Source organism: Mycobacterium sp. (assembly GCF_046091765.1).
Classification (GTDB): domain Bacteria; phylum Actinomycetota; class Actinomycetes; order Mycobacteriales; family Mycobacteriaceae; genus Mycobacterium.
The window spans coordinates 1-17,011 of record NZ_JBJTCF010000056.1 but is presented as its reverse complement, the minus strand read 5'-3'; the positions used below and the strand labels follow the sequence as shown (position 1 = coordinate 17,011).

Annotated in this window: 14 protein-coding genes; 5 read left to right on the top strand and 9 right to left on the bottom strand. The window is 69.4% G+C overall.

Translation table 11 applies throughout. The features are described from left to right. Nucleotides 1-72 precede the first annotated feature (72 nt). Entirely contained in the window at nt 73-1,095 is a 1,023-nt protein-coding gene (locus ACKOB8_RS05610) for a PE-PPE domain-containing protein (RefSeq protein ID WP_526376231.1), read from the bottom strand. Nucleotides 1,096-1,160: 65 nt separating this feature from the next. Between ACKOB8_RS05610 and ACKOB8_RS05605 the strand changes: the two genes are divergently transcribed. From ACKOB8_RS05605 to ACKOB8_RS05590, 4 genes are read left to right on the top strand one after another with little or no spacing between them, the layout of a single operon-like run. Next, a complete protein-coding gene (locus ACKOB8_RS05605) occupies nt 1,161-2,588 on the top strand; it encodes a sulfatase-like hydrolase/transferase (RefSeq protein ID WP_526376230.1) in 1,428 nt (475 codons plus the stop codon). A 46-nt stretch (nt 2,589-2,634) separates the two neighbouring features. Next, a complete protein-coding gene (locus ACKOB8_RS05600) occupies nt 2,635-3,414 on the top strand; it encodes a hypothetical protein (RefSeq protein WP_526376229.1) in 780 nt (259 codons plus the stop codon). A 59-nt stretch (nt 3,415-3,473) separates the two neighbouring features. Beyond that, complete coding sequence (locus ACKOB8_RS05595; RefSeq protein WP_526376228.1) at nt 3,474-4,583, top strand: SAM-dependent methyltransferase; 1,110 nt, start codon at nt 3,474-3,476, stop codon at nt 4,581-4,583. A gap of 6 nt (nt 4,584-4,589) precedes the next feature. Next, nucleotides 4,590-5,624, top strand: coding sequence for a ligand-gated ion channel (locus ACKOB8_RS05590; protein WP_526376227.1), 1,035 nt, complete (start codon nt 4,590-4,592; stop codon nt 5,622-5,624). On the opposite strand, the gene ACKOB8_RS05585 is transcribed toward ACKOB8_RS05590, so the two are convergent. From ACKOB8_RS05585 to ACKOB8_RS05570, 4 genes are read right to left on the bottom strand one after another with little or no spacing between them, the layout of a single operon-like run. Continuing rightward, nucleotides 5,603-7,111: a phytoene desaturase family protein gene (locus ACKOB8_RS05585; RefSeq protein ID WP_526376226.1), complete on the bottom strand. Its 1,509-nt coding sequence runs from the start codon at nt 7,109-7,111 to the stop codon at nt 5,603-5,605. The two genes, ACKOB8_RS05590 and ACKOB8_RS05585, sit on opposite strands and share 22 nt — an antisense overlap. Next, entirely contained in the window at nt 7,101-7,895 is a 795-nt protein-coding gene (locus ACKOB8_RS05580; protein WP_526376225.1) for a lysophospholipid acyltransferase family protein, read from the bottom strand. Before ACKOB8_RS05580 ends, ACKOB8_RS05585 begins: the two co-directional genes overlap by 11 nt. Continuing rightward, nucleotides 7,892-9,085, bottom strand: coding sequence for a glycosyltransferase family 2 protein (locus tag ACKOB8_RS05575; protein ID WP_526376224.1), 1,194 nt, complete (start codon nt 9,083-9,085; stop codon nt 7,892-7,894). Before ACKOB8_RS05575 ends, ACKOB8_RS05580 begins: the two co-directional genes overlap by 4 nt. Continuing rightward, nucleotides 9,082-10,236: a carotenoid 1,2-hydratase family protein gene (locus ACKOB8_RS05570; RefSeq protein ID WP_526376223.1), complete on the bottom strand. Its 1,155-nt coding sequence runs from the start codon at nt 10,234-10,236 to the stop codon at nt 9,082-9,084. The genes ACKOB8_RS05575 and ACKOB8_RS05570 overlap by 4 nt, the downstream gene beginning before the upstream one ends. A gap of 120 nt (nt 10,237-10,356) precedes the next feature. Between ACKOB8_RS05570 and ACKOB8_RS05565 the strand changes: the two genes are divergently transcribed. Then, nucleotides 10,357-12,639, top strand: coding sequence for a putative bifunctional diguanylate cyclase/phosphodiesterase (locus ACKOB8_RS05565; protein ID WP_526376222.1), 2,283 nt, complete (start codon nt 10,357-10,359; stop codon nt 12,637-12,639). Here ACKOB8_RS05565 and ACKOB8_RS05560 read toward each other — a convergent pair. The 4 genes from ACKOB8_RS05560 to ACKOB8_RS05545 all read right to left on the bottom strand — a co-directional run. After that, entirely contained in the window at nt 12,614-13,051 is a 438-nt protein-coding gene (locus tag ACKOB8_RS05560; protein ID WP_526376221.1) for a MarR family winged helix-turn-helix transcriptional regulator, read from the bottom strand. The two genes, ACKOB8_RS05565 and ACKOB8_RS05560, sit on opposite strands and share 26 nt — an antisense overlap. 132 nt (nt 13,052-13,183) lie before the next feature. Further along, complete coding sequence (locus ACKOB8_RS05555) at nt 13,184-13,858, bottom strand: response regulator (protein ID WP_526376220.1); 675 nt, start codon at nt 13,856-13,858, stop codon at nt 13,184-13,186. Beyond that, nucleotides 13,855-15,510: a sensor histidine kinase gene (locus ACKOB8_RS05550; RefSeq protein ID WP_526376219.1), complete on the bottom strand. Its 1,656-nt coding sequence runs from the start codon at nt 15,508-15,510 to the stop codon at nt 13,855-13,857. The genes ACKOB8_RS05555 and ACKOB8_RS05550 overlap by 4 nt, the downstream gene beginning before the upstream one ends. Before the next feature lie 94 nt (nt 15,511-15,604). Then, on the bottom strand, nt 15,605-17,011 hold a 1,407-nt coding region (locus ACKOB8_RS05545; protein WP_526376218.1), incomplete at its 5' end, for a condensation domain-containing protein.

Genomic DNA, 17,011 nt, shown 5'->3' with positions numbered 1-17,011 from the left:
GCTGCGAACGGGAACCCAGCGGTCAGCGCGACGGCGACGACAACTCGGACCGGGGCAACCACAATTCCTTGATCACATCACGGACGCGGCGCGGCGCGGCGTAGCGCCACGCGCCGGCGTGCGCGCCGCACCCTTGCCGGCCGGCGCCTCGGCAGACGGCCCGCCCGCCGGCTCGGCGGCGACCCGCCGCGGGCTCACCGCCGCGCGGGCCGGACTTCGGCCGGGACGCGGGGCGGCTGCGGTCGACGAGGCACCTGGCGGCGCAACGGCTTTGGCCGGGTCGTTGCGCGCATACCCGGCGTCGACGATGCGCCGCAGCGGGACCTCGAGCGCCGCGACGGCCGATTCGGGCACCCCGATGTCACGCAACGGTTGGACCAGGGGAAGCCGTTCGGTCGGGATCACGTAGGTGGTGGTGCGCCCGCCCAGGGAGTTGGTCACGGTGGAGATGTTCTGCTCGGGCACGGCCGTCAGGTCCAGTCCGTCCGGCAGCAGTTCGTACCGGCCGTGCACGTAGATCACGCCCAGGAGCGCATTGGCCAGGCTGATCAGATTCCACGGCCGGTCAGGGAAGTCGGCCCACCCGTCGTACTCGCCGGTCACCACGATCGAGTCGTACGGCGTGTCGGGAACCGCGATCGGGGAGAGCCCGAGCACGGGAATCGGGAACGGCAGGAATCGCATGATCCCGCCCGCCGCGGTGGGGTCTCCGACCGTCACGAAGGTGAGTCGGTCGGCTTGCGGGCGCTGCGCCGGCGGGCGATCCATCAGCAACCGCTTCTCGTAGGCCACCGCGATCGCACCCTGGCTGAAGCCCGCCACCACCAGCGGTCCGTCGGTCTCGTCGACCGCCCGTGCGACACCGGCGGCGGCCGTCGCGATCGAGCGGTCCATCCCGAGGATCGCCGCCGGGTAGTCGACGTCGATCACGGCATCGCCCGCGAAGTACTCCGGCAGCAACTGCACCGGTCCGGGGGGCGCGTGACCGATCCGGGTGCCACTGACGGTGATCGCGGTCGCCCCTGAGGCGGCGGCGGCCGTGCCGACCGCCACCAGCGCCGCTGCGGCGATCGCCGTGGCAAACCTATGGACCATCTTTGCCATGATATTCGCGACCCCAAGCAACCACATCCACCGGCAGGTCGCGGTTAGATTCCGTTATGGCGGACCGGCCCAACATCCTGCTGCTCCTGACAGACGAGGAGCGCGAGCGCATATGGTTTCCCGACCACGTCCGATTCCCCAGCCGGGAAAGACTGGCTCAGCGCGGGATGCGGTTTACCAACCACCACGTGCACACTTTTCCGTGCACGCCGAGTCGTGCCAGCATCCTGACCGGCCGTCACGCCGCCGGCACGGCTATGTTCGACAACGTCAATTTCAACTGGCAAAAGCCGTTGGAACCGACGATCCCGACCCTCGGGCATCTGCTGTCACAGGCCGGATATCGGTGCGGATACCTGGGCAAGTGGCACCTCGGCGGCGAGTCCCGCCGACATGGACTGACGCCGTACGGATTCACGGACTGGAAAGCCCCCGATGCTCACGGCACTCCCTATCTCGGACACTTCATCGACGGTCGCACCGCAGCGCAGGCGGCCAAGTGGATCACCGGCCGCACAGGCGAAGACGAACCTTGGGCGCTGGTCTGCTCATTCGTCAACCCGCACGACATCATGCTCTACCCGCGCTTCCGTAAACCCCGCGTGCGCGATCACGGCGCAACCTTGCCACCGAGTTTCAGCGATGATCTCCTCACCAAACCCATCACCCAGCGCTACTGGCGGGTGACCTGCGACATCACCGGTGGGACCATCGTCGGCGAGAAAGCCTGGCGCCGTCTGATCAACGCCTACATTGACCTCAACCTCGAGGTCGATCGGCATATCGGCACGGTGCTGGACGCTCTCGCCGCCTCCGGCGCCGAGTCCGACACCCTGGTGCTGTGCACCTCCGACCACGGCGACCTTGCCGGCGCCCACGGACTGCGCCAGAAGGGTGCCAATCTCTACCGGGAGAACGCCCAGGTACCGCTGACGATGGCCTGGCCCGGCGTGATTCCGGCGGGCGGATCGACCCAGCGGTTGTCCGGCGCTATCGATCTTCTCCCGACCGTATTGTCGGTCGCACAGGCAGCGACGTCGGTGCCGGCGCTGCCCGGACGCGACCTGAGCCAGCTTTGGTCAGACGCCGATCGGGTGGTCCGCGACGAGATCCTGATAACCAGCGACGCGTTCTCCAGCATGGGACCCGCCGGGCCGCACCGCGGATTCCTGCGCGGCATAGTCACTGAGACGCACAAGTACGGTCGCTATTTCCTTCCCGGTGAGCAGCGCCTGGGTCGCGCGGCTGCCGACCTCGAACTCTACGACCGCGCGGCAGATCCCGCCGAGTTATGCAACCTCGCACACCCCGACGTCGGGGGACCGGACGTCGCCTCGCTTGTCGTGGACCTCGATCGCCGTCTGGATGCTGTGATCGCCGCCGAGATCGGTTCCGACGACGTCGACCTACCGTTGCCCAAGAGCAAGCTGGCCGCACTGGGTTACCCGTGGCGGCGTCGGGCCCGAGCCGAGAACGTCGTGTGACTGGAGATGACCATTGACCGTCAAAGTGACCACCGAAGCGCTCCGAATGACGCTGGCCGTGCTGGCGGCGTTGACGGGCGCCTGTAGCGTGACCGGCCCGCCACCGGCCCGCGCGCTGCCCGCCGGGCAGATGGTGTTCATGGTGATGTCCGCCGGCGGCATGGTGCCCCCGGTGCTCTACGCCCTGCAGTCCCCGTCCCTGGTCGTCTACGGCGACGGCCGGGTGCTCAGCGTGGCCAATCGCCTCGCCCGCGATCCGGTTCCGGCGCGATACGACCTCAGCCGCACCGATCCCGGCGCGGTCGCGTCCTTCGCCGCCGAAGCCCAGGCGAAGGGGGTGATCACCGCCGGCACCGATTTCGGCACCCCGCGCTACACCGACCTGGGCACCACGACCGTGCTGCTGCACGGCGACCAGGGCCCCTCGGAGGTGCGGGTCTACGCCCTCAACGAGCGATTCGAGACCAAGCTGAGCGCCGGGCAACGGGCCGCGCGCGCGGCGCTGCGCGAGGTGATCGGCGAAGCCTCCGGTCTGGCGGCGGGCGCGGCGCCGCTGCCCTACTCGCCGGATTCCGTCGTGGTCTACGAGGTCACTCCCGGTCGCTCCAGCGAACCGGCCGCGGTGACGTGGCCGGGCCCGGCCCCGCAGAGCTTCCTGACCGCCTCGGCGAAACGGCGTTCCCTCGCGTGCGGCGTGCTGAGCGGCGACGCCGCCCGCACGGTCTACCAGGCGGCGCTGGACAACCCCGGGGCGGCATGGCTGGTGGACGGTGAGACGAGAATCCTGGCGGTCAATCCCGTGCCGCTCCCCGATTCCTGCCCCTAGCACGCGCTCAGGTCCGCACGACCGAACCGGGACCGACGACCTGTGTTTGGATGGTCGGCGTGGAGAGCGTGTTCAAGTCCCTGCTGGCCCTCACCGAGCGCGGGCTGCTGCCCGATGCGGTCTTCCGCCTGCTGGTCCGCCGGATGTGCCGCGCCTGGGTCGCCACGCTGGAGTGCGGTGGGGACCTCGACGAGCAGGCCTTCTACAAGAAGAAGTACTTCGACAAGCTTCGCGTCAGCGCGGGGGCCACCCACCAGGCGGAGGCGAACATCCAGCACTACGAGGTGCCCACCCGCTTCTTCGAGCTGATGCTCGGCCCCTACCTGAAGTACTCGTGCTGCCTGTTCGCCGGGGCCGACACCGGCCTGGCCGACGCCGAAGTCGCGATGCTGCGGACCTTCCTCGAGGAGCGATTGGGACTCGGCGAGCTCATCCGCACGCGCGGTCCGATCCGCATGCTCGACCTCGGCTGCGGCTGGGGTTCGCACGGTGGCTACGCACTGGACAACTACGACGGGGTGCACGTCACGTTCCTGTCCAACAGCGCCACCCAGCAGGACTTCATCTCGGCGCGAAACCAGCGGCACTCCGGACGGTTCACGACCGTCAAGGCCGATGCCAGCACGTTCGACGACCCATCCTTCGCCGAGGGATTCGACGTCATCGTCTCCTGCGAAATGCTCGAACACATGAAGAACTACGAGGTGGTGCTCAGGCGGGTGAGTTCCTGGCTGAAGCCCGACGGCCGCATGATGGTGCAGATTCTCGGCAACCGCAGGTTCGCCTACGACTTCAAGACCACCGACTGGATGGGGAAGTACTTCTTCGCCGGCGGCACCATGCCCAGCCGGGATCTGTTCGAGAACTTTCTCCCGCCCGAACTCACCCAGACCAGGGTGTGGGACATCGACGGTCGCCAGTACAGCCGGACGCTCGAGGCATGGCTGCGCAGACTCGACGACCGGCGCGCGGAATGCCTGCACGCGCTCGAGGGTGGGCCGACGAGTGCGTCGATCGCCCTGCGTCGGTGGCGGATGTTCATGCTGTTCTGCTCCGAGGTGTTCGGCTACGGCGGGGGCCGGGAGTGGATGGTGTTCCACTATCTGTTCGAGAAGAGCCCGCTGTTCGAGAAGAGCCCGGCCGCAGTCCGGTCCGGCGGGGCGGAATAGCACCGGATGCGCCGTCTCGCCGCTCTGCTCTGCGCGCTCGTGATGCTGAGCGCGGTGTGGGTGACGGCGTGGATGACGGTGGCGGCGCCGGCCCGCGCGGACTCCAGCCCCGACCGGGTCGTCGCCGGTGTGTACATCAACGACATTCAGGAAACCGATCTGGCGTCCAACAGCTTCACCGTCGACTTCTACCTGTGGCTGCGCTGGAAGGATCCGGCGATCGATCCGTCGGCCACGATCGAGGCGATGAATGCCAACTCCAAGGACAACACCACCACCTCCTCGACCGGGGGCGTCGCCGCCAAGCTGCTCTTCGAGACCCCGCTCGACATGCCCGACGGGTCGAAGTACACCGCTCTGCGTTATCAGGGCGTCTTCAGCAAGGAGTACAACCTGGAGACCTTTCCCTTCGACGTGCAGAACCTGCAGATCGTCTTCGAAGACCAGCAGGCCACCGTCGACCTACTCGAATTCGTCCCGGACACCAACCCGGTCACCATCAACGGCGACGTGACGCTGCCCGGCTACCGGGTCGGCACGCCGACCATGACCGTCACTCCGCACCAGTACCCCACGAATTTCGGCGACATCTCCGGCCCGCCCACCGTCACGTACTCGCGGATGGTCATCACCATCCCGATGGAACGCGACGTGCTGCCGTATCTGGTCAAGATCATGCTGCCGATCTTCATCGTGGTGCTGATCACGTCGCTGATCTACATCATCCCGGCGCGTCTCGAGGAAGCCCGGGCGGGCATCGGGGTCACCGCCATGCTCACGATCGTGGCCCTGCAGTGGAGTACCGACAGCAGCCTGCCGTCGGTGGAGTACCTGACCATGCTCGATCTGATCTACATCCTGGCGATGTTCTACATCCTGATCGCGATGGTCTACACGGTGCTGGCCAGCCGGCGAAACCGGCACGAGGTCGCCGAAGCGCTCGCGACCGCGCTGGACCGCCGGGTCGGCATAGCCGCGCTGGGCCTTTATGTGGCACTGACGGCACTGACCATGCTCTTCTACGTGCAGAACTTCCGCTGATCCGCCCCCAGGTCGCGACTCAGGCAGTCCGCGGCGGCCAGACCGGACAGGGCCACCATCGGCAGCCCGCCGCCGGGATGGGCACTGCCGGAGGCGAGATAGAGACCGGGCAGTCCGGCCACCCGGTTGGGCGGGCGTTTGAAGGCGGCCATCCGGTCGTTACTGGCCGCACCGTAGAGCGCGCCGCGGCTGCCGGGGAAGGCGGCCGCCAGATCCGCGGGGGTGCGCCGCCACACCAGCGTGTCGCCGTCGGCCCACAGGCCGGCCTTGCGCACCGCGTGCTCCACCGCGGTCTCCAGGGCGGTCCACACCTGCGGCGACCGCTCGGCGCCGGGCGGCTCGGGCGGGGCGTTGGCCATGACGAAGACCGGCTCGGCCTGCGCCCACCCCGTCAGTCCGTGGCAGCGCTCCTGCGCGCACAGGTACACCGTCGGCGCGGCCGGCGGGCGGTCGTGGTCGACGATGTCGGCGAACTCCGCGTCGTAGTCGGCTGAGAACAGCACCTCGTGCGGAAACCGGTCGGTCCCCCGGGCGGCCCGCAGCACCGCGGTCCAGCCCGACATCGACGGTGCCGCCTCGGCGGGCAGGTGCGCCGCGGCGCCGGGCAGGCCGCCCTCGCGCAGCCAGCCCACGTCGGCGTTGACCACCACCGCACGCCCGCGCCGCTCGCCGCCGCCGGTCAGCGCGACGCCGACCGCCGCGCCGTCCTCGATCAGGACGCGCTCGGCGGCCACCCCGCACTCGATCACCCCGCCGTGCGCCTCGATCGCCGCGACCAGTGCCGCGACCAGCGCGTGGATGCCACCCTGCACGCCGTAGCCGCCCAGCGACAATTCGACGTGGGCGATGCAGTTCAGCGTCGCCGGCGCCCGGCGGGGGTCGCTGCCGTTGTAGGTGGCGTAGCGGCGTAGCAGCAGCCGCAGGTGCGGGTCGCGCACGTGGCGGTCGATGCCTGCCGCCATGCTGCGCAGCGGGTCGATCGCCCCCAGCGCGCGCGGGTGACGCAGCGCGAGACCGGCCATCGCCGGCCAGGTCGGGGCCGGCCCCATCACGAAGTGCGGGGCCGCCGCGTCCCAGATCCGCCCGGCGTAGTCCAGGAAGGCGGCCAGTTCGGCCTCGGCGGCCGGCCCGAGTGCCGCGCGGACGCGTGCGAGCGTGTCCTGCGGATCGTGAGCCACCTCGAGCACGCAGCCGTCGGGATAGTGGTAGCGGAAGCCGGGATCGAGGCGACGCAGGCCGACGACGTCCTCGAGGCGCCGGCCGGCGCGGGAGAACACCTCGGCGAACACCTCCGGAAGGGTCAGCACACTGGGGCCGGTCTCGACCGCGACGCCGTCGATCTGCACGACTGAGGCCTTGCCCCCCGGGCGCGGTGCTGCGTCGAGCACCCGCACCGCAGCCCCGCGGCCCGCCAGCGCCAGCGCTGCCACGAGTCCCCCGACACCGGCACCGAGCACCAGGATCTCCGCGCCGCGCTCAGCCGGCACGGGGTCCGCCTCGGCCGGGAAGCCGCAGCCTCGCCGGCGGCAGCAGCGCGACGAAACCGGGCAGCGGTTCGCGCGGGTGGGTGCGGGCTCGCCGACCGTCGGTCGCCGCCGTGGCGGCGGCGTCGATCACCTCCAGTCCGTCGAGCAGAGCGCTCTCGACTGTCGGCAGCAGCGCCGCGGTGTCCACGCCCACGCCGGGGATCGCGGCGGAGAACCGGACGACCGCCGCCGGGCGGCTGCGTTCCAGAAAGACGTAGTTGATGCTCACCGCCACGAGGTCCACCGGGTTGCGGGCGTGCAGGGTCTGCAGTCCGGGTTTGAGATCCAGCGGCCGAAGATGAGCCGGACGCTGGCGGCCCTGCGGGAAGATCCACAGTCCGCGTCCGGGCCGGTCGAGCAGCGCGGCGCAGTTCTCCAGGCACTGCCGGCTGCGCTCGGGGCTGCTGCGATCCAGTGGCAGGGCGCCCAGCCAACCGAGGAACGGCAGCGTGCGCAGATTGCGGGCGTCCATGACCGCCCAGCCGAGTCCGCCCAGTGCGCGGTCGAGTACCACCAGCAGCAGCGCATCCCACCAGGCGACGTGGTTGGACACGAAGATCAGGGGTCGGTCGGCCAGAGCGGCGCGAGTCTGCTCCAGCCCGGACACCCAGACGCCGTCCAGTTCGCGGGAGACCCGGCGCCGCACGTACCCACGGGCCAGGGCGAGGAAGGCCGGGCGCCGGGTGTCCCCCGCCCGGGCCAGGGCCGCGTGATCGGCCGCGCCCCCACCGGCGTCGGGTCTCACGCAGTCTCCCGCCGGGCGCGCGCGGCGTACGAGCGCCCCCGCCAACGAATGTCGCCGCGTCGGCTCCACCGATAGCTGTCGATCAGGATTCCCATCATCGCCAGCACAGCCACCGGGTGCAGCAGCACACTGAGCAGACTGTGCCCGTGACGCCGGGCCATGATCAGACGCAGACACAGGTTCGCGCCCACTCCGACCGCCGCCGCCGCCGCCAGACCCCAGGCTCTGGCCAGCACCGCGATCGGCAACGCGACGTAGGGCACGACGAAGAGCACCAGGTGCAGCAGCACCACGACGATCAGCGCCCATGGGTTGCCGCCGATTCCCTCGTACATGTTCTTGGCGAACCCCCGCCACAGCGAGGCGCCGTCGGGATACATGCGGCAGTCGGCCATCCGGTCGCCGTCGGCGAACACGACGCGGTAGCCCGCGTCCTTGACCGCGCGGGACAGTGCCATGTCGTCCACCAGCGCCGTGCGCACCCGGCTCCAGCCGCCGACGGCGTCGAGGGCCGAACGGCGCACCATCAGCAGCTGGCCGTTGGCCGCCACCACCCGGGGGTCGCTCGTGCGGTACACCAGCGGCATCGGCAGCCACGCGAGGTAGGACAGGTGCAGCAGCGGCATCATCAACCGCTCGACGAAGCTGCCGCTGTGCTGCCGGGGCACCGCCGTCACCAGCTCGGCGTCCAGTCCGTGCGGGACCTGCCCGGGTGAGCCCAGCAGCGAGAGCAGGCGCAGCACGCCGTCGGGCCGCAGGACGACGTCGGCGTCGATGTTGAGCAGCACCTCACCGCCGGCCGCCGCGCTCAGCCGGTGCAGGGCGTGCGGCTTGCCGACCCACCCGGCCGGCAGCCCCCCGCCGCTCAGCACCCGCAGCCGCGGCACGTCGGCCTGCAGCCGGGCCAGCACCTGCGCGGTTCCGTCGGTGGAGCCGTCATCGTAGACGATGATCTCGGTGATCGGGCCGCGCGCAGCGGCGGCGGCGCGCACGCAACGCTCGATGTTGGCCACCTCGTCGCGCGCCGGAATCAGCACGCTGACACCGCCGGGCGCGGCGTGCGCCGCGGCGGGCAGAGCGCGGCCCCGGGTCCAGAACACCGCGTTGAACGCCACCAGGCCGAGCGGCAGCAGGGCGGGCAGAGCCAGCAGGGCGGCCAGCGCCCGGGATCCGGCACCCTCGAGACTCACGACCGCGCTGTCCCCGACCGGCTCAGCAGTGCGCGCACCCGGCCCGCGCTGTGGCCGCTGAACAGCGGAAGCCACATCGAATTGGGGCCACTGGCCTGGTGCACCCGCATCCGCACCAGCGGACGCAGCAGGTCGCCGTCCACCCGGTCGGGAACCAGGTGCTCACCGATACCCTGCCCGTATTCCTGCCCGTATTCCTGCCCGCAGCGGCCGCGGAGCAGGAAGCGCTGATAGAACGGCCCGTTGTCGAGCAGTGACGCGACCTCGACCGAGACCGGCCGCCCGTCGGGGTCGGCGAAGGTGGCGCTGCCCGGCCAGCGCAGTCCCCACAGACTGCGGCGTCCTCGCCCGGTCTGCAGCCCGGCGTCCTCCCGGGTGCGACAGGAGCCGTCCTCGGCGATCTCGATGACCAGGTCGCGGGGCGCCGCCCCGGTCTCGGCGGGGGTGAGCCGGTAGAAGATGAGGTCGCGGCCGGGCAACGCGATGCGACCCCACCACCAGCTCTGGATTCCCAGCGCGTGCAGGGGCTGGGCGGCACTGTTGCGGTCGTGGTACCCGCGCCCCTCCACCCGCAGCGGGCCCTGGGGGGTCTGTAGCTCCAGACACCCCCGGGCGGCGGCGACGATCGGGGTCCACAGGTGGCTGCTCGCCGCCGGTGCGGCGGGCTGCCGGCCGGGCGCATCGCGCCGAAGCGGGCCGGACAGCCACAGTTTTCCGGTGGCCCGCCCGCCGGTGGGCAGGGCGAGGTCGAGGGTTCCCTGCAGGGTGCGGGTCGGGGACGCTCCCGCCGGACCCTCATCGGTGTCAGTCCAGCTGAACGAGCTCTCCCCCAGCCGCCAGGTGCGACCGTCCTCGCCCCAGGCGCACTCCTCGGCGGGCAGTTCGGATAGCAGGTAGAAGCGCTCGCGGAAGTCTTCGTAGACGACGACGTTGAGGCTGGGACGGTTGATCGGTTGCTCGGGCCGCCCGATCCGCGCGGCCCGGGCGTAGCCGGGCAGGAACGGCAGCCCCCAGGACCAGATCAGGGTCGCGCCACCGCCCCGCCCGTCCACCAGGTCGACATAAAACCAGGTGAACCCGCCCGGGCTGGACAGCACGGCGGGGTCGGGCGCAAGCTCGGCCGAGCACAGCGAGATCAGGAGGCCTCCCACGTCGATCGATCACGTTTGCAATCACGCTTGCAGATGTCGTTCCGGGTGACAGGGTATAAGCAATGCAGGCCGGGATAGCCGTGAAGGTGGTCGGGGTCGCCCATGCCGAGGATCGCTCACGTGGCGGGCGCCGCCGCCGTCTGGATCTCGTTCGCGGCCTGGATCCTCACCGGCCCGCAACCCGGAGCCGTCCGGACCGTTGACAACCTGCTGTTCGGGCTGCTCGCGCTGGCCAACCTCGTTCTCGCGGCCACCGCGGCACGCTCCGCGGCCGCACGGCTACGGAGCGCCTGGACCCTGCTGGCCATCGGCGCGGCGGGCTGGGCTCTCGGCAATGTGCTGCTGGGGTACTACGACATCTCCCGCGGGCTTCCCCGGCCGTCGTGGGCCGATCTGGCCTACCTCTCGTTCCCCCTCGCCGCCTGCGCGGCGCTGCTGCTGTTTCCCAGCGCCCGGACCGGTCAGAGTCGCAGCCGGCTGATCCTCGACGGCGCGCTGGTGGCGGGTTCCTTCCTGCTGATCTCCTGGCTGGCCGTCATGCACCCGATCCTGTCTTCCGGGGAGATGACCCCGGCCGAAATCGCTGTCTCGCTGGCCTGTCCGATCGCCGCCGTTCTGCTCCTCACCGTGGGATCGATCGTTCTGTTTCGCGCGAGGCGAGACCTGCGTCCGACGCTCACCCCGCTGGTCGCCGCGCTGTTCTGCGTGGCCATCGCCGACAGCGCGTTCGTCTACGTCTCGGAGATCGGGGCCGAGTACCTGGTCTTTGTGGATATCGCGAACTTCACCTGGATGCTGCTGTTGGCGGTCGCCATCACCGTCGGCGGCCACCTCGAACCCGACCGCGACGACGCCGCCGCGCCGGCGCTGCCCGGGCGGGTGTCGCTGTGGCTGCCCTACCTGCCGCTGCTGATCGCCGCGGGTGCGGTGGCACTCGCGCCCCGCGACGTCATCACCGAAGCGCCCGTGCTCATCGTCGGCGCCGGCCTGATCGTCATCGCCCTGGCCCGCCAATTCGTCGAGGCCTGGTCGAGCCGCCGGCTGTTGATCGACGTCGCCGAGCAGGGTGCGCGCGACCCGCTGACCGGCCTGGCCAACCGAACCCAGTTCAACGACCGGCTGAGCCGGGCACTGCGCCGGGCGCCGGTCGGCGTGATCGCACTCGACCTGGAGCACTTCAAGGCCGTCAACGACAGCCTCGGCCATCAGGCCGGAGACGACCTGCTGCGCGCGGTGGGCGCCCGGATCCGCGACTGCGTGCGCGCCGGTGACACGGTGGCCCGAACCGGGGGCGACGAATTCGGCGTCGTCGTCGAAGGCGGGGCCGGCGCGACCTATCGGATCGCCGACCGGATCCAGCGGGCCTTCGAGCAGCCCTTCGCCGTCGCCGAGGGTCAACTGCCCATCCGCCCGAGCATCGGAATCGCAATCGCCGACGACCTCCCGCGCCCGTCGGCGGAGCAACTCCTGGCCCGTGCCGATCTGGCCATGTACGCCGCGAAGCGGTCGCGATCGGGCGGCATCCATACCTACTCCCCGGAAACCGAACTGATCGGGCATGCCGAGCCGCAGGCGATGACGACCGACTCCCCCGCGCGCGTCGCGGATATCTCCCTGCTCGCCGAGCTGCGCCTGGCCATCACACACTCCGCGCTCGACATGCTCTACCAGCCGATGATCGACCTTCGAACCGGTGAGGTCACCGGCGTCGAAGCACTGCTGCGGTGGAATTATCCCCGACGCGGCGTCCTCGACCCCGACAGCTTCCTGCCGCTGGTGCGCGACCACGGGCTGATGGGAGCGGTGACCGACTTCGCCGTGAACAGAGCACTCGACGACGCCACGCGGTGGCTCAGCGGCGGCACGGGTCCCTACGTGGCGGTCAATGTTTTCGCGGCGCTGCTGGAAGATACCGCTCTGCCCGGGCGCATCGACCGCGCTCTGGCCGCTCGGGGTCTGCCCGGAGGTTCGTTGACCCTGGAGATCTCCGAGGACGGCGTGTTCGGCAAGACCCCTGCGAGTCGCACGGCGCTGGAAGAGCTGCGCCGACGCGGCGTTCGCGTCTCGATCGACGACTTCGGGACGGGTCACTCCGACCTGTCCTCGCTGCGGGAGCTGCGCGTGGACGAGGTCAAGATCGACCGCGACTTCATCGCCGCCATGACCACCGATTCGCGCTCGCATGCGATCGTGCGCACCCTTGTCGGGCTCGCCCACGAGCTGGGCCTGGTGGCGGTCGCCGAGGGCGTCGAGGACGCGGCCACCGCCGAAGCGCTGCGCAGCAGCGGATGCGACCTGGCCCAGGGTTTCCATTTCAGCGCACCGTTGAGCCTCGATCAGCTGCTCGACCTGATCGGCTCGCAGCAGCCAGGCCAGGCTACGGCCCGTAACCGCCGCGGCTGATCCCGGCGATCCAGAACTGCTCGAGGTTGCGCAGCGCCTGCATGAGGGAGGCGAAATCCTTACCCTTCAGGTTGGTGCGCGCCAACGCGTCGACATGACGGGCGAACACAGCGTCGAGTGACTTGTGCAATTTCAGACCTGATGCGGTCAGCTTGATGTGCACCGCGCGGCGGTCGTGGGGGCTGGGGGTTTGGGAAACGTACTTGTTCTCCACCAGCTTCTTGAGGTTGTAGGTCACATTGGTGCCGAGGTAGTAGCCGCGCTGAGTGAGCTCGCCGACGGTCAGTTGGTCCTCGCCGATGTGATAGAGGATCAGCGCCTGCACGTTGTTGATGTTGCGCGCACCGATCCGGTCGAGCTCCAGCTTGACGATTTCCAGAAACTGCCGGTGCAGCCGCTCGATCAGCGACACCGAATCGAGGTAGTCCTCTTTCACCGACACTCTGGCCAACCCCTTGCGCGCGACAGAGAACAACCGGTCACCCAGCAAGCTACCCGACGACGGCCCGATTCAGCCGACCAAAACGCATGCGGCCGCCGGGGTCTACCGCTTGGGGCGGCGCGGTTTGGCGATGAATTCCTGCTCGGGACGTCCGGTGGCGCCGTAGCGCAGTTCGACCTCGACCTCACCGCCGGTGGCCAGGCCCGACAGGTAGCGCTGGGCGGTCGCCCGCGACACCCCGATCGCGGCGGCGACCTCGGCCGCCGACATCGGCGACGACGCGTCGGTGAGCACCTCCATGATCCGGTCCTTCGTGGGTGATGCCGCCGGGCCCGAGGGCTGCTGGGCCACCGCATGGGGGCGCAGCGCGTCCAGTGCGGCGTCGATCGCACGCTGATCGAGGTTGCCGCCGGCCAGGATTCGCCGGTAGCGGGCGTAGCCGGACAACCGCGCCGCCAACTCGGTCGGAGCGAACGGTTTGACCAGGTAGCTCAGCGCGCCGGCCGACACCGCGGCACGGACCGTCTCGGTCTCGGTCGCCGCACTCAACACGAAGCTGTCGCACCGCAGGTCCCGGATCAGGTCGATGCCGGATCCGTCCGGCAGGTACACGTCGACCAGGGCCAGGTCGACCGGTTCCGCCTTGCGCGCGGCGGCCACGGTGGAGGCGGTCGCGCTGACCGTGAAGCCGGGCAGCGCGGAGACGATACCGGCATGCATATTGGCGACACGGAAGTCGTCTTCGACCACCAGGACCCTCAACTCGGCGCCGCTCACAACTCGGCCCTCGCCATCACGCCCGGCAGTCGGGCGATGAATTCCGCGCCGCAGAGTTCGGCGTCGGCGTTGCCGGGACTGCAGAGCCGGACGTCGCCGCCCAGGCCCCGGGCGATCTGCCGGGACAGCGCCAAGCCGACGCCGCGCCCGCCGGGCAGGTCGGACTGCTCCTTGGTCGAGGTGCCCTCGAGGAAAACCTGATCGACGAAATCCGAGCGCACGCCGTCACCGCTGTCGGCGACCGTGATGTGCAGGGTCGAGTCGTCCTGCAACAGTTCGACGTCGACGAGCTTGACGGCTCTGCCACTGGTGCGCACGGCGTCGATGGCGTTGTCGAGCAGGTTTCCTATCACCGTGGTGACGTCGACGGGCAGCGTGAGCCGACCGGGAGCCCACGAGTTCGCACCGACCCGCAGCGTCGCCCCGGCCTCCCGGGCCGCCGCCGCTTTCGCCGCCAGGAACGCCTGCAGGAACGGGTCGCGGATGGTCTCGATGTTGGGCAGTGCGGAGCTGAGCGGGCCGGAACCGAGCAGCTCTTCGAGGTAGCGGATGGCCTCTTCGGTGTTCCCGTTGTGCAGCAGCCCGTTGAGCAGATGCAGCCGGTTGGCGAACTCGTGTCGCTGCGCGCGCAGCACGGTGCTCATCAGCTTGACCGCATCGAGCTGGCGGGTGAGCAGTTCGACGTCGGTGCGGTCGCGAACGACCAGCACGGTTCCCAGTTCGCGGCCCTCCCGCGACACCGGCCGGGCCGACACCACCAGGACGCGATCACCCACGGTGGCCAGCGTCGGTGTCGGATCGCTGGACCGCAGCACGTCGAGCACCCGGGGCGTCAGCCCGATCTGATCGGCCCGACGGCCGGTGCCGGAGGTGATCTCGAGCAGTCGGCATGCTTCGTCGTTGACGAACGTCGTATTGCCGTCGGTGTCGGTGGCCAGCACGCCCTCGCCGATACCGTGCAGCACCGCCTCCTGGGTGCGCACCAGTTCGGTCATCTCGGGAGGCTGCAGATCCAGCGTCTGCCGGCGCCAGCGGCGCGCCAGCAGCACGGAGAGCACCACGCCGGTGAGCAGCGCGGGACCGCCGGTGAGGGTGGCCAGCCGCTGTTCGCTGCGCAGCAGGTCATAGACCGACGACGTGGACATCCCCACGCTGACCTGACCGGCGACCTTGGTGGAATCCGGCACCAGGACGGGCACTTTCGCCCGGATGGAAGGCCCCATGGTGCCGGTCTGCTCGACGACCTCCTCGCGACCGGACAACGCCGCGGACGGGTCTGTGCTCACCCGCTTACCGAGTTCGCCGGTATTGGGGTGACTGAGCCGGATGCCGCGGTTGTTCGTGATCACCACGAAGAGGACGCCGGTGCCTTGGCGTACCTGGGAGGCGAGTCGCTGCAGCGGGCCCTGGGCAAGCTCATCGGCCGGCGGCGTCGCGTCGTCGTAGCCGGCGACCTCGGAACGCACGTTGGGGGCGGCGGCAACCACCTGGGCGATGGCCAGGCAGCGATTGCCGTACTCGTCGATCAGCCGGTGGTGGTAGATCAGGGCCAGCAGCCCGTAGGCGATGCCCAGGGTGACGGCGACCACGGCCAGCTGAAACAGCAGGATCTGCGTCGCGAGCCGCACGTCGATGCGGCGCTTGCTGGACACCCGGCGAGCTTAACCGGGAGCGGCTCGGGGAAAGAGGAGACCGACCGGAGGTGGTTCTCCGGTCGGTCTCATCCCTCCTGTGCCGTGCGGGGGTTTAGGCGGCTTGGCGCCAGTGGCCTCGCTCGGCGATGGTCTCGAACGCTGTTTTGAGCGCCGAGAGGTAGCGCTCCACGGAGGCGCGCGCTTCGGGGTTGTCGGGGAACATCACCGTGATCGCGGTCTCCTCGGCCACCCGGGCGACCCAGATCGAGAGCTGGTAGGAGTAGCGGCCATCGCCGTACACCCCGACGTTCATGGTGCCCAGATCCGCGGTCAGCAGCGCCGAGAGCGGCGCGGTGCCGGCATCGAGGAAGTTGATCACCGGGAAGTTGGGCCGCGGCCCCCGCAACTCGGGCTCAAGCTCCAACACCCGATCCAACGGCACCGCCGCCAGCTTCTTGCCCTCATCGAAGGACTCCTGAGCCGCGCGCGCCGCCTCAGCGAAGGACTTGCCCGCCACCGGCACCGTCACCGGGCTCAACCCGGTGAACCAGCCCAGCGTCATCGCATCCGACGCCTTACGGCGGGTATCACGCGGGGTCAACCCGTGATAGGTCGACGCCCCGGTCAACTCGTACTCCGCCTGAGCGAAACACGCGAACACCCCACCGATGAACCGCGCACCGGCATCCACACACGCCGACTCAAACCGCGCCATCTGCTCGTTGTCCATGATCGACATCGTCACCATCTCCGAACCCGAGGGCACCGAGGCATCACCAAGGCTCAACGGGAAATCCGGATAACTGTTCTGATTGCCCTCCATGAACGCCTTCCACGACCGGATCTCCGGGGACTGGGCATCCAGCGACATCGCATACTCAAAACGCTGCTCACAGAACTGCGCATAACTGCCCGCCTCGGGCAGACTCAACGGCCCACCACCAGCCACCAGCGCGTTGTAGGTCATATAAAACTCCAACAACGTCACCGTCACGATCGTGGCATCCAAATGCACATGGTCCACACTGGCCCACAACGTGAACTTGTCCTGACCCTGGATCACCCCGAACCGGAAACAATCCCAATTCAGCGGATCCGGCGTGGACACCACCAGATCCCGAATCTCATCCAACGTCAACTCACCCTCACGCACCGGGCGGAACTCGATGTCATTGGCGTCCTCCATCGTGCGCCGCACGATCTGACCACCCTCGCGATACTCAAACCACGACCGATACGTGTCCTGACGGCGCAAATGAGCATTGATCACATACGTCATCGCCCGCTCATCACACTGACCCGGGAACTCACAACTGACCACCATCAACCGCGAATAATCCAAACCCTTCGCGCGCTGCTCACAAATCCCACGAATGTGCTGAGCCTGCATAAACCCCACCGGCACCGAACTCACCGGAGCCGCCGCAGCACGCTCCAACGACCGCGCCGAAGGCTGCCAGGACGTCACAACACCATCAACCGGCTTCCACTGGTCGATCGAACCAATCTCCAACGGGCC